Consider the following 13,671-nt stretch of genomic DNA (forward strand, 5'->3'; position numbering starts at 1 on the left):
AGGCTCGCGCAACAGCGCGAGCCGGGCCCAAAAGGTAGCAGGTGGACCGCAGGTCCGCCGAACCTGGCGGGAGTGTTACCGGACTTTCAACGTGGCCAGGCCGATCATCGCCAGGATCAGCGAGATGATCCAGAACCGGATCACGATTGTAGGCTCCGCCCAGCCCTTTTTCTCATAGTGATGATGGATCGGAGCCATCAGGAACACGCGCCGCCCGGTGCGTTTGAAATAAAGGACCTGAATGATCACGCTTAGCGCTTCGACGACGAACAAACCGCCGACGACCGCCAGAACCAGTTCGTGCTTTGTGGCCACGGCGATGGCACCCAAAGCCCCGCCCAAAGCCAGCGATCCTGTATCACCCATGAACACAGCAGCCGGTGGTGCGTTGTACCAAAGGAACCCAAGGCCCGCGCCAAACAAAGCCGAAGTAAAGATGAAAATCTCACCGGTGCCCGGCACGTAATGCACGTCGAGATATTCGGTAAAGTCAACCCGCCCCACGGCGTAGGCGATTACCCCCAGCGTCGAGGCCGCGATCATTGCCGGCATTATTGCCAAACCATCCAAACCATCTGTCAAGTTCACTGCATTGGCCGCGCCAACGATCACGACGATCGAGAAGGGAATGTAGAATATGCCCAGATTGACCAGCGTATCCTTGAAAATCGGCAAAGCCAGCTGGTTTTGCAACGCTTCGGGATGATGCAGCGTAGCCCACGCAGAAGCCAAAACTGCGATGATCACACCCAGCGCCATACGCATTTTGCCCGAAACGCCCTTGGTGTTCTGCTTCGACACCTTTGCGTAGTCATCTGCAAACCCAATCGCCGCATAGGCCAGCGTCACAAACAAGACCATCCAGACATATGGATTGTCCCAACGCGCCCAGACCAGGGTCGATGTCACCAGCGCGCCAACGATCAAAAGCCCGCCCATTGTCGGTGTACCAGCCTTTGAAAAATGCCCCTCAGGCCCGTCATCACGGATCGGTTGGCCCTTACCCTGTTTTTTGCGCAGCACGTTGATCAGCGGCTTGCCGAAGATAAACCCGAAAATCAGCGCAGTAAGAAAGGCGCCGCCAGCGCGGAATGTGATGTAGCGGAAGAGGTTGAAAAAATCCCCTCCGTCCGACAGGGCGGTCAACCAATAGAGCATTACAAAACCTTTCTCACACTGAGGTCGCGGGCGCGGTCATCGATCAAACGCGCCCCCTTGCCCCATTTTATGCAAACCGTCAACAATCTGTGCCAAGGCCATGCTCAGCGATCCCTTGGCCAAGACCGTGTCGCCGGGCTGAATAAGCTCAGGCAGATGCTTAACCATTTCGGCGCTGGTCTCGAACCAAAGCCCGCGTTTGTCCGCCGGAAGCGCGTCGTGCAGGGATTTCATCAGCGGACCGACGCAATGCACTTGGTCTACACGCGGCATAGCTGATACATCCGCCATCGCCGCATGCATGGCGATCTCTTTGGCCCCCAGCTCTTTCATGTCCCCAAGAAAAGCGATGCGGCGCTGGCCTTGCGCGGCGGCCAAAACGTCCAGCGCTGCCTCCATCGAGGTCGGATTGGCGTTATAGCTGTCATCCAGCAATTCGATCCGGCCACCATCTGCCAGCGCGATCTGTTCACGCACCCCGCGGCCCTTCACCGGCAACCATCCGCCGAGACCTGCAATTGCCTGATCCAAATCGACGCCCATTTCAGCGCAGGCAGCCAAAGCACCCAGCGCATTCATGGCGAAATGCGTGCCCGCTGACCGAACGTCAAACGCAATCGCACGCCCTGCAACCGTCGCCGTTGCATGAACCGAGTCGGCCTCTTGCGATACTTCAGTCAGTGTGTAGTCGGTGCCATTGCGGCCAAAATTTACCGTCTTTACACCCAAGTCCTGCGCGATGGTGCGCAAGACGTCCGCGTGTTCGATATCCGCGTTTACGATAGCCGAACCGCCCTCGGTCAGGCCGTCAAAGATTGCAGCTTTTTCACGCGCGATACCGGCCACTGAATCGAAAGCCTCAAGATGCACCGCTGCGACCGTCGTTACCATCGCCACGTGCGGGCGGGCCTGACGCGCCAGCGGAGAAATCTCTCCGGGATGGTTCATACCGATCTCGATCACAGCGAACTCTGTGTCGCGCGGCATCCGCGCCAGTGTCAGTGGAACACCCCAATGGTTGTTGTAGCTGGCGACGCTGGCATGAGTTTTTCCCTGCGTTTCCAGTATTGTGGCCAGCATTTCCTTGGTCGAAGTCTTGCCAACGCTTCCCGTAACGCCCAGCACCCGCGCGTTGCAGCGGTCGCGGCCCGCGCGGCCCAACGCTTCTAGCCCCAGCTGCACGTCTTTAACGATCAACAGCGGCGCATCCTCGGGCAGGCCCTCTGGAACATGGCTCACCAGAGCCGCGCCTGCGCCTTTTTCCAAGGCTTGAGCCACAAAATCATGCCCGTCGCGCGCAACTTTGAGCGCGACAAAAAGATCGCCGGGCTGGATCGTGCGCGTATCGATGGAAACCCCATTGGCCACCCATTCCGTGGTGGCGCGCCCGCCGGTTGCCTCGGCAGCCTCAGTCGCGGTCCAGAGCGTCATGCCACCCTCCCGTCCAATGCCGCCACACTAATGCTGGCTTGTTCGACATCATCAAAAGGCAGAACCTGATCGCCAACGATCTGACCGGTTTCATGCCCCTTGCCCGCGATCAAAAGGGCGTCGCCGGGTTGCAGTGAGTCGATACCGCGCAAGATCGCCTCGGCCCGGTCGCCGACTTCTGTCGCCTCCGGTGCGCCCCCCATTACAGCCGCGCGTATGGTTGCTGGATCTTCGCTGCGCGGATTGTCGTCCGTGACGAAAACCAAGTCTGCGTGATTGGCGGCGGCTTGCCCCATCAGCGGGCGCTTGGTCGCGTCGCGATCACCACCCGCGCCGACAATGGCGATAAGGCGGCCCATTACGTGTGGGCGCAATGCCTTGAGTGCTGTCGCCACCGCGTCGGGTGTATGCGCATAGTCCACAAACACCGCCGCCCCATTCTCTCGTGTCGCCGCCAGCTGCATGCGCCCACGAACCGTCGTGAGATGCGGCAAGGTTTCAAAAACGCGCTCTGGATCTTCGCCAGCCGCGATGACCAGACCGCAGGCCAACAGAATGTTCTCAGCCTGAAATCCGCCGATCAGATTCAGACGAGTTTGAAAGACCTTACCCTGCCATGAAAACCGCAAGTCCTGACCCGTCGCATCAAACCGCTGATTGATCAGGCACAGGTCGGCATCTCCAAGCCCAACGGTCAGCACCTTTTGACCGCGGTCTTTGGCAATCCTACTTACCAAAGCGCCTTTAGGATCGCTGAGGTTGACGACGGCAGTACCGTCTTGAGGCAGAACCCGATCAAACAGGCCTGCCTTGGCGTTGAAATACGCGTCGAAGGTTTCGTGGTAATCCAAATGGTCCTGAGTGAAGTTGGAAAACCCAGCTGCCGCCAGTTGCACGCCGTCCAAGCGGCGCTGTTCCAACCCGTGCGAGGACGCCTCCATCGCCGCATGGGTCACTCCGTTCTCCGCAGCCTCCGACAAGCAGCGATGCAAAGTTATCGGCTCGGGCGTTGTATGGGCCAGCGGTGCAGTCCACGCGCCCTCGACGCCTGTGGTCCCAAGGTTCACCGCGGCATGACCGAGTTCTGTCCATATCTGGCGTACAAACGTCGCGACAGAGGTTTTGCCATTGGTTCCGGTGACCGCCACAATGTTCTGGGGCTGTACACCAAACCACAACGCAGCCGACCCGGCCAGCGCCTGACGGGGGTCTTCGACCACGATCAACGCCGCATCGGATTCGGCCAATTCATCGGCGGCGATCTCGGCCCCTTCGGCATCCGTCAGAATGGCTGCAGCCCCCATGCGCAACGCGAACTGAATGAATTCACCGCCATGAACACGCGTACCGGGAAGTGCTGCAAACAAAAAACCGTCTTTGACTTCGCGACTGTCTACCGCAAGCCCAGTGATGTCAGGATTGACACCACCGCGCGCAGTCAGGGCCAGTTGGCTTAGTTTCTTCGTCCTTGTGCCCATGACCCACCTCTTGCCGGACAGTCTAATTTGAGGTCAGCGTTATAGCAGCGCCCGCATCAGGCTCAAGCCGGGGACGCAGCCCTAGCAAAGGTGCAATGCGCCCGATCAGTTCGGCGGCAATTGGAACCGCCGTCCAACCCGCTGTGCGCCGTTTTTCCCCATAGGCAACGATGGATGGTTCATCGAGCGTCACGATCAGGACATACTTAGGATCATAAGCCGGAAAGAACGTCGCAAAGGTCGCGATCACTTTGTCATCGTAGTACCCGCCGCGAGGCTTGGGCTTGTCCGCTGTGCCGGTCTTACCGGCCACATCATAGCCTGCCACATCACCAAAACTGGCGGTGCCATCCGTCACCACCCGGCGCAACATGTTCTGTGCCTGTTTCGCGGCGTTGTCGGACATTACCCGAGGACCGTATTGCGGCCCATTTTTGCGCAGGATGGTCGGGCTGACGTAATGCCCGCCATTGGCAATCGCCGCGTAGCCCGCAGCCAGATGCATCGGGCTGGTCGACAGGCCATGACCATATGAGATGGTAACCGTGCTCAGTTCGCCCCATTTCTTGGGTTTCAGCGGCTCGCCGCCCTTGGCCTCGACAATTTCAAACGGAGTCGGATCAAACATGCCAAGAGATTCCAGGAAATCCTGCTGCCGTTGCGCGCCGATCTGTAGCGCCAGTCGCCCGGTGCCCCGGTTTGAACTGTGGACGATCACATCGGCCACGCTGATCTTGCCGTAATTCTTGCCGTTGAACTCACCAATCGGGAAACGACCGATCTTCATCGGCCCTGAGGTATCGATGATGGTGTTTGAATTTACCAAACCCAGCTGAACCGCCTGCGCTGCGGTGAAAATCTTGAAGACGGACCCCAGTTCGTAAACGCCCTGTACATAGCGATTAAACAGCGGACTGTCGGAGGGGTCGAACCCCGAGGTCGGCGGGCGCGGACGGTCATTGGGGTCGAAAGACGGCAGTGAAGCCGCCGAGATCACTTCACCTGTGTGCGCATTCATCAGAACCGCCGATGCCCCCTTGGCGTTCATGATCTTCATGCCACCAAAAAGCACCTGTTCCACAGCGGCCTGAACAGTCAGGTCCAGGGAAAGCTGCAGCGGCTTAGTCCCATTCGCAGGGTCGCGCAGATAGTCGTCGAATTGCTTTTCGACGCCCGCCACGCCAATCACTTCGGCCGCGCTGACGCCTTCGCGCCCAAAACTTGATCCACCCAGGATATGGGCCGCCAGACGGCCATTTGGGTACAGACGCATCTCTCGCGGGCCGAACAAAATGCCCGGATCACCGATATCGTGTACGGCTTGTTTCTGCTCGGGTGAGATACGCTTCTTGATCCATAGGAACTTGCGGTTGCCGGTGAAGTCCTTGACCAGACGTTCTTTTTCGAGATCAGGGAAAATCGCGACAAGTTGATCAGCCGCGGCAATCGGATCGATCATCAAAGGCGGCTGCGCATAAACCGAATATGTGTCCAGGTTGGTCGCCAGAATGCGGCCTTCCCGATCGACGATGTTAGCGCGCTGCATCGCGATGGCGGCACCGGGGGCCGAGGCAACAGGTTCCTGCGCCTCAGACGTGGCCAACATGCCCATGCGCACGCCCACCACCGAAAACGCACAGAAAAAGAAAAGACCCAGTACCAGCAAGCGGCCCTCGGCCCGGGTGCGGGCACGGTCTTTCATGTCTTCGTGGCGCTGCCGGATGTTTTCACGCTCGATGGATTTGGGGTTCTCACCCCGCGCACGCGCATCAAGGATTCGGGCCAGAGGGCGCAGTGGCGTCCGGGTCATGGAATCTGCACCTCACCCAATGCCTGAATGTTCGTTATGGCCTGCAACTCGATCGGGTCGACAATAGGTAGGTCGGGATCTTCAGCATAGGCAATCTGGTCGGCGCGACCGAACTGCTCGGCCCGCAGGGGCAAAAGGCCCAGCCTTTCAAAGTTGAGATCGGCCAGCTCGCGCAACCTGTCGGGGCGGTTCAGATAGGCCCATTCAGCGTTCAAAACCGCCAGCCTAACTTGCGCCATGCCAATTTCGCGCTGCAGTTTCTGCGTTTCTTTCACGACCTGTTGCGTACGGTAATTTTCCTGATACGCCCACAGCGCCAGTCCGAACACGGACAGAGCAGTCAACACATACAAAACACTCTTCATTTTGCTCTTCCCCCTAATTGCGGCATGCCAACAGCGCGGGCCTCAATTTCCCCCGACGGCGCATCCGTTCGAATTGCCACACGCAACTTCGCCGAGCGCGAGCGCGGATTTTCTTGCAGCTCCTGATCATCCGGTCCCACGGCCTTGCGTGTCTTAAGCGTAAACTGCGGCTGTTCCTGCTCAATCTCTGGCGCGTAACGGTTGGCCCGACCCGTTTTGCCCGCACGAGATTGAAGGAACCGTTTGACCATCCGATCCTCGATGGAATGGAATGTCACTACAGCCAACTGCCCGCCCGGCCTCAGTGCCCGTTCAGCGGCCATGAGGCCCTGGTACAGTTCTTCATATTCAGCATTCACCGCGATCCGCAGCCCTTGAAAACTGCGCGTTGCAGGGTGCGACTGCCCCGGCTTGGGGCGTGGCAGACAGGATTCGATGATCTCAACCAGGCGCAGGGTCGTCGTAATAGGTTCGTCAGTGCGCGCTTTGACAATGGCCTTTGCGATGCGGCGGCTGGCACGTTCCTCGCCGTAGTGAAACAAGATGTCGGCCAGTTGCGCCTCGGTTGCGTTGTTAACCAGATCGGCGGCACTTTCCCCCTCCTGGCTCATCCGCATATCGAGAGGGCCGTCTTTCATGAAGGAAAAGCCACGCTCGGCCAGATCCAGCTGCATCGACGACACGCCCAAATCAAGGACAATTCCATCCAGATCCCGCGCGTATTCGTCCATGCGCGAAAATACACCCGGCTGCATCACCAGCCGATCACCATAGTCTTCAGCCCAATCCGCCGCCATTTCAAAGGCCAGTGGGTCCCGGTCCACGCCGATGACTTTCTTTGCCCCGGCGTCCAACAGACCCCGCGTGTAACCGCCAGCACCGAAGGTTCCATCCAGCCAGACACCAGACACAGGTGCCACAGCTGCCAGCAACGGGCGCAACAGAACAGGGATATGAGGTTTATCGGAAGGGGTTTCAGCGCCGGCCATGCCGTTACGCATCCCCGGTGCCGTCAAGGAACTCCAAAGGATCGAAATCCTCGGGCTGTTCATCCAACCACTCTTCGGCCGCGGCCAGTTCTTCGGAATCGTAGGTTTCCGGCTTCCATATCTGGAACGTGTCCCCTGCGGCGATAAAGAATGCTTCGCCCTCGAGATCGATCTTGCTGCGCAGTTTTGCGGGCAACACCAAACGGCCGGTTTCATCTACTGTTGTCGGAAAGGATTGACCGTGGAACATCCGCTGCAACATCTTCCGCTGCATCGACCCGCGCGGCAGCGCATCAATCTTGGCATCAACTTCGTCAATTGCCTGCATAGTATAGCATTCAAGGAACTTGCGGCGGTGATCACCGTAGACAATTACAAGTTCAGGAGTGTCTCCGGGCTGCCAGTTGGGGTCAGAGGCCTCAAGCACACGGCGAAACGAGGCCGGGATTGACACCCTGCCCTTCGTATCCACCTTGTGGTGGCTTTCACCTCTAAACCTGCGCGCCAAGACGACTGTCCCTTTCGCTTGCGCCCCACCTAAATTTCTCGTCCCCCCGGATGAAAAACGGCGGGTTGATCTGCTGCCACTGATCAACCCGCCGCATTGACCCGCTGTGCGGGATGTCCAGCTGCGCGCGCCACCTGGGGGGATGTCTGCTCGCCCGCGCGCCGGATCTCTTGATTGATGAAAGCGAGATGCCTGTATGAAACCTGTTTTTATTGGTTCGGGGTCGTTTGGCGCCCCATGTGCCTCGTCCTCATCGGATGAACTAGGGATGACATGGGAATTTATGGAAATCAACAGAAATTTTCTGAGCCATTCCTCAAGAATCACGGTCTGACTGTTCGTATTCGAAAAAATACCACACCAAATACACAATTTGTAGATGCAGTCTCCACACTCCCTACCAAATATGCCAAAAATAGTCGGTCCCCAATAGTTCCCATAATTTCCCGTATATTTTCCATCGAAAAGAAAAATCGGGGCAAGAGTGGCCAAAAAGAACCAGTTGAGTGCCGAATCGCGCCACCGTCGGAGCCAAATTAAGAGCGACACCCACCGCAACCCAGCAGGCGCCCATGAAATCCCATGAGCCGGAATATTTTTGTCAGTCGCCGCAGGCTTCGCCCACTCCGCTCACAAAGCGCACAAAGCGCACAAGAATTGACAAATCCTACTTAAGTAACACGCAACCTTCCGAAGTCGAAATATCAGATTGAAACCTCCCCCAGCGGAAGCTTCCGCCTAAGGCCTTATTTTGTTGACGCTTCCGGACCCACGTCAGCAAACGTTTGATATCTATGCATTTGCTGCATAGCGGCATTGATGTCATCAGGTATTGTGCAATTGCAGCATTTGCCTATTTTCAATCTCAAGCAAGCGCCGGGCAACACCGGCAACAACGAATACATCGAGTTAAGCAAATGGCTGTAGCAACACATAACACCGCGCTCAAAGGCGCACCGGTAACAAGCCTGGCTTCGCTGATTGAGGCGGCAAAGACCCGGTTTGTGCGGTATCGCATCTATCGCCAGACAGTTAACGAACTGTCTGATCTGTCAAACCGCGAACTGGCTGATCTTGGGCTGCACCGCTCAATGATCCGCCGCCTGGCCCAGCAAGCGGCCGAAGAACACGTCGCACGTTAAGCGACACTGAAATACGAGATCAGGTCCTTCCTCCTCCCTTTTGGACCTGTATTTTAGCGGCGACATCTCTCCTCCTCCCTGATGTCGCCGCCCTTTATACCGGCCTTGAACGCCGGAACGTGACACACCGGGTACTCCTCCCTTTTCCTGGTGTTGAAAGCGCGCGGCGACGTCTCTCCTCCTCCCTGACGTCGCCGCGTCTTCCTCATACCGGGCTCGAACCCGGGTTCAGATACATCGGGGCTCTCCTCCTCCCTGCCCTGATGTTGAAAAGAACGGCGGTTTCCTCTCCTCCTCCCTGGGAACCGCCGTTTTTGTTTTCTCAGACAAGAAAAAAACGCCGCGGTTAAAACCGGGCGCTTTTCCATAGGATCAAGCATGTGCCGTCAGGCACATTCAATTTGACTAAAACGGAACATCATCCTTGGCGGAGAGAAAGCGGGAAACCACCTTTTTGGTACCAGCCTTGTCAAAATCGACCTCGACCTTATCACCCTCGATACCAATAACGGCGCCATAGCCGAATTTCTGATGAAACACGCGCTCGCCCATGGTGAAACTCGCAACTGCGGTCGCGTCGATCACCGTATTTCGGCTTTCGCGGGGTTGGGATGTCCCATATTGCCCCTGCCGCGCCTGCATCCGCCTCCAACCTGGCGAGTTGTACACATTCGCTTCAGCCGCACGGGTCTCAATACTGGCCGCCGGCTGCCCGCCCCCGTACAACCCGGGTGGCGTCAGAACTTCGACATGATCTTCAGGCAACTCATCAACGAAGCGTGACGGCATTGCATTCTGCCACTGGCCAAACACCCGACGATTGGCCGCAAAGGAAATCGTACAGACTTCTTCCGCGCGGGTGATACCCACATAGGCCAGCCGCCGCTCCTCTTCGAGGCCCTTGATCCCGGACTCGTCCATTGATCTCTGTGAGGGAAACAGCCCGTCTTCCCACCCCGGCAAGAACACGGCCGGAAACTCAAGTCCCTTTGCCGCGTGCAGAGTCATGATGGAAACCTTGGCCCCATCGCCCTCTTGCTCATTGTCCATGACCAGGCTGACATGCTCAAGAAACCCTTGCAGATTCTCGAAATTGTCCAGCTGGTTGACCAGTTCCTTGAGGTTTTCCAACCGTCCCGGAGCTTCCGGAGTCTTTTCGTTCTGCCAGTGGGCCGTGTAGCCGGATTCGTCCAGAATGATCTGTGCCAGTTCGATATGTGAAACCTCGGGCTCACCAAACCGCATCGGAGCGGAGCCATCATCAATTACAGAATCATCGTCAACCTCGATCCGAGGACCTCGGGTCATCGCATTCCAGCGCGCCAACCCATCAATCAACTCGCGCAGCGCTTTGCCGCCCTTACCTTTGATCAGCCCGTTATCGACTGCAATGCGCGCGCCATCGACCAGAGATACGCCATTTTCCCGCGCCGTCATCTGAATCGTCTGCTGCGCTTTGTCACCAAGGCCGCGTTTCGGAGTATTCACGATCCGCTCGAACGCGAGATCGTCACCGGGGCTGACCACCAGCCGGAAATACGCCATTGCGTCGCGAATCTCCATCCGCTCATAGAAGCGCGGGCCGCCTATGACCTTGTAGGGCAGACCAATGGTCAGAAAACGGTCCTCAAACGCCCGCATCTGATGGCTAGCCCGCACGAGAATCGCAATTTCATCCAGATTGAAAGGCCGCACCCCGCGCGTTCCGCCCTGCATTGCGTCGATTTCTTCACCGATCCAGCGGGCCTCTTCTTCGCCATCCCAGTGGCCGATTAACCGTATCTTTTCGCCATCCTGCGCATCAGTCCACAGTTCTTTGCCCAACCGGCTTTCATTGCCGCGAATTACATTGGACGCAGCCGCCAGAATATGTGGGGTTGAACGATAATTTTGTTCCAGCCGGACAACATAAGCCCCGGGAAAATCCTTCTCAAACCGCAGGATATTGCCCACTTCGGCCCCTCGCCAACCATAAATTGATTGATCGTCATCCCCAACGCAACAAATGTTCTTGTGCGCCCCGGCCAGCAGCCGCAGCCACAGGTATTGCGCGACGTTGGTATCCTGGTATTCGTCCACTAGGATGTAGCGGAACCAACGTTGATATTGCTCCAACACATCCTGATGGGTCTGGAAGATCGTGACCATGTGCAACAGCAGGTCACCGAAGTCCACCGCGTTCAGCTCGCGCAGCCGGATTTGGTACTGAGCGTAGATCTCTATTCCCTTGTGGTTATAGGCGCCGGCATCGGCAGCAGGCACCTTGTCGGGCGTAAGCGCCCGGTTCTTCCAGTCATCGATGATTCCTGCCAACATGCGCGCAGGCCAGCGTTTGTCATCGATATTGGCCGCCTGAATCAGCTGTTTGAGCAGCCGCAACTGATCATCCGTATCTAGAATGGTGAAATTCGATTTCAGATCGACCAGTTCCGCGTGCCGTCGCAGCAGCTTGACGCAGATCGAGTGGAATGTGCCCAGCCAAGGCATCCCTTCGGCCGGTTGCCCTAACAAACGGCCCACGCGGTTCTTCATCTCGCGCGCGGCCTTGTTGGTGAAAGTCACCGACAAGATCTCGTTCGGGCGCGCCCGCCCGGTACTAAGCAGATGCGCGATACGCGCGGTCAGTGCCTTGGTTTTGCCCGTACCTGCGCCTGCCAGCATCAGGACAGGCCCGTCCAAACGCTCGACCGCATCGCGCTGCGCGGGGTTCAGCTCGTCCAGATAAGGCATAGGGCGCGCGGCCATGGCCCGCGCGGACAGGGATGCGCCCTCGAAGGCGTCCATTTCGTCAAAACTGCTCATCTTTCCAAACTACGCTGGATGAAGGCTGAGGGAAAGGGTTTGTTCACGCCTTGTTCGCACAGTTTTTGATGCAGTGTTACGATCAATTCTATTCAAAACTTTTGACCTGCGGACGACCACTTTAACCATCTGTAAAACCCTCGGCGCGATGATCAGTAAACTGCTGTGGGAGCGCGAAGAAATGACTCAGGAGAAACGGGGGGCCGTAAATCACCGGCTGAAATGGATCGGCATCAGCATGTTGCTGATTTCTCTGGCAATTGGATGCGGTTGGGGTGTGTACAAATTTCCCGCCCCGCTGGTCGACAGGATGTTGAAGACCGACATTTTAAAGCAGGCCGAGCTGTGGAAACGCCGTGTTGTGTTGCACCTGGAGAACCCCGAAAGTGCCCTGGAAACCGGCGTAATCGATGCCCACGACGCCGAGTTTCTGACCTCGATGCCGGAGGCATCCGATGTTTACCGGTTCAAATTGTTTGATACGAATGGACGGGTCACGTGGTCGACTCGCCCGACTGAGGTCGGCAGTGTCGAAAACCGCGATTTCTTTCGCAGCGACGTTGCCCGAGGGATGATTCACTACATTCAGGAAATTGTTCCTCTGTCCGAGATCGACGGACTTGATCTACACACCGACAATATTGGAAACGCAACTCAGCACCATGTCGCAGAAGTCTTCATGCCCGTGACCAAGAACGGTCGTTTTATCGGCGCGATTGAGTTCTTTACGGACATCTCTGATTTGCGCACCACTTTTGTTTCGCGGCTCAGAATTACTTTAACAGTCCTGAGCGGTATCGCCCTGCTTGCTTTGGCTGCGGTTTCTTTTGCCAGCTACAGGACCAACCGCTTGCAAATGCAGGCACTTCAAAAACAATCGAACAAAGAGCGTGACCTGATGGAAGACCAATTGCGTCTGGCCCGCGAAGTCCGCTTGCTGGGCGAATTGAATGAGTGGCTGCAATCCAGCCGCTCTTTGGACGAGTTGTTCGATATGGTCTCGCGTTTCATGACACATATCCTACCTGAGGCCGAGGGCAGCGTTTACGTTTATTCCAACTCCCGCGATGTCCTGGATGGGTGTGCCAGCTGGAACGGCGGAACACACAAGGCACACATCCACCCCGAAGGGTGCTGGGGCCTTCGACGTGGCCGAACCTATGAATACGGCGCTTCAGAGATCGATTTTGTTTGTGAGCACGGCGAACCACATGACGGGCGGCCCTATTTCTGCTTTCCAATCCTGGCGCATGGGGAAACGGTCGGTCTCTTACATCTTCGTGCCCTCGAAGGCATGGATGAGGCGTTTCATGCCAGTAAAAAACTGGCTCAGCTTTGCGCCGAACAGATCAGTATGGCAATTGCCAATGTAAGAATGCGCGATCAGCTGCACGACCAATCCGTGCGGGACCCTTTGACCGGATTGTTCAACCGGCGGCACATGATTGAAACCCTGCGCAAATCCATCAATCGCAGCCAGCAGACCGGAGCGCCTCTGAGCCTGATTGCCGTGGATGTCGATCATTTCAAAAAGTTCAACGACACCCATGGGCATGATGCCGGTGACATGGTGTTGCGCGCAGTTGGCGCTGCATTGGAACAGGGCTGCGACCGGGACGAGGTTGCCTGTCGCATCGGTGGCGAAGAGTTCATGCTGATCCTGCCCGACAACACATCTGACGACGCGGTTACACGTGCCGAACAATTGCGGCAGGCGGTCGAGGCCGTCTCGGTGCGCTACGGTGAGAAATCCCTGCCCCGTATCACGATCTCGGTTGGGGTTTCGCATTATCCGGCGCATGGCACTATGCCGCAGGATCTGATGCGCTCTGCGGATGATGCGCTGTATGCGGCAAAAGACAAAGGTCGCAATCAAGTTCAGGTCGCCGGCAGCGAGGAGGACGCACGGCAGATTTCCAAGCTCAAAAAGCCGATAAATGCCGTTGTGGGGCAATCAACGGCTTAAATTCCTTGCCGAATCGCGCCTT

The 13,671-nt window shown here is 57.2% G+C and carries 11 protein-coding genes; 2 read left to right on the plus strand and 9 right to left on the minus strand.

Annotation, left to right across the window (positions count from 1 at the left end):
- Nucleotides 1-75 precede the first annotated feature (75 nt).
- Genes mraY through mraZ form a run of 7 tightly spaced genes read right to left on the minus strand, consistent with a single transcriptional unit; the run spans nt 76 to nt 7,739 of the window.
- Nucleotides 76-1,158 (minus strand): phospho-N-acetylmuramoyl-pentapeptide-transferase, encoded by a 1,083-nt coding sequence (gene mraY / locus ACR0AK_RS11260; protein WP_170558599.1) that lies wholly within the window; start codon nt 1,156-1,158, stop codon nt 76-78.
- Between the two features lie 36 nt (nt 1,159-1,194).
- Nucleotides 1,195-2,589, minus strand: a complete 1,395-nt coding sequence (locus ACR0AK_RS11265) for a UDP-N-acetylmuramoyl-tripeptide--D-alanyl-D-alanine ligase (protein ID WP_480793362.1) — start codon at nt 2,587-2,589, stop codon at nt 1,195-1,197.
- Complete coding sequence (locus ACR0AK_RS11270) at nt 2,586-4,067, minus strand: UDP-N-acetylmuramoyl-L-alanyl-D-glutamate--2,6-diaminopimelate ligase (protein WP_480793363.1); 1,482 nt, start codon at nt 4,065-4,067, stop codon at nt 2,586-2,588. Before ACR0AK_RS11270 ends, ACR0AK_RS11265 begins: the two co-directional genes overlap by 4 nt.
- Nucleotides 4,068-4,089: 22 nt before the next feature.
- Nucleotides 4,090-5,877, minus strand: coding sequence for a peptidoglycan D,D-transpeptidase FtsI family protein (locus tag ACR0AK_RS11275; RefSeq protein ID WP_480793364.1), 1,788 nt, complete (start codon nt 5,875-5,877; stop codon nt 4,090-4,092).
- Entirely contained in the window at nt 5,874-6,242 is a 369-nt protein-coding gene (gene ftsL / locus ACR0AK_RS11280; protein ID WP_170558607.1) for a cell division protein FtsL, read from the minus strand. The genes ACR0AK_RS11275 and ftsL overlap by 4 nt, the downstream gene beginning before the upstream one ends.
- Nucleotides 6,239-7,231, minus strand: a complete 993-nt coding sequence (gene rsmH / locus ACR0AK_RS11285) for a 16S rRNA (cytosine(1402)-N(4))-methyltransferase RsmH (RefSeq protein WP_480793662.1) — start codon at nt 7,229-7,231, stop codon at nt 6,239-6,241. The genes ftsL and rsmH overlap by 4 nt, the downstream gene beginning before the upstream one ends.
- Before the next feature lie 4 nt (nt 7,232-7,235).
- Nucleotides 7,236-7,739 (minus strand): division/cell wall cluster transcriptional repressor MraZ, encoded by a 504-nt coding sequence (gene mraZ, locus ACR0AK_RS11290; protein WP_170558611.1) that lies wholly within the window; start codon nt 7,737-7,739, stop codon nt 7,236-7,238.
- 917 nt (nt 7,740-8,656) lie between these two features.
- On the opposite strand from mraZ, the gene ACR0AK_RS11295 reads away from it, so the two are divergent.
- The gene (locus ACR0AK_RS11295; RefSeq protein ID WP_170558613.1) at nt 8,657-8,881 is read left to right on the plus strand and encodes a DUF1127 domain-containing protein; all 225 of its coding nucleotides are present in this window, start codon (nt 8,657-8,659) and stop codon (nt 8,879-8,881) included.
- A 53-nt stretch (nt 8,882-8,934) separates the two neighbouring features.
- On the opposite strand, the gene ACR0AK_RS11300 is transcribed toward ACR0AK_RS11295, so the two are convergent.
- Both ACR0AK_RS11300 and ACR0AK_RS11305 read right to left on the minus strand, forming a co-directional pair.
- Entirely contained in the window at nt 8,935-9,261 is a 327-nt protein-coding gene (locus tag ACR0AK_RS11300) for a hypothetical protein (RefSeq protein ID WP_480793365.1), read from the minus strand.
- A gap of 25 nt (nt 9,262-9,286) precedes the next feature.
- The gene (locus ACR0AK_RS11305; protein ID WP_480793366.1) at nt 9,287-11,683 is read right to left on the minus strand and encodes an ATP-dependent helicase; all 2,397 of its coding nucleotides are present in this window, start codon (nt 11,681-11,683) and stop codon (nt 9,287-9,289) included.
- Between the two features lie 181 nt (nt 11,684-11,864).
- Here ACR0AK_RS11305 and ACR0AK_RS11310 point away from each other — a divergent pair, with 181 nt between their 5' ends.
- Entirely contained in the window at nt 11,865-13,649 is a 1,785-nt protein-coding gene (locus ACR0AK_RS11310) for a sensor domain-containing diguanylate cyclase (RefSeq protein ID WP_480793663.1), read from the plus strand.
- Nucleotides 13,650-13,671 lie beyond the last annotated feature (22 nt).

This window comes from Ruegeria sp. BI12, from assembly GCF_056537985.1.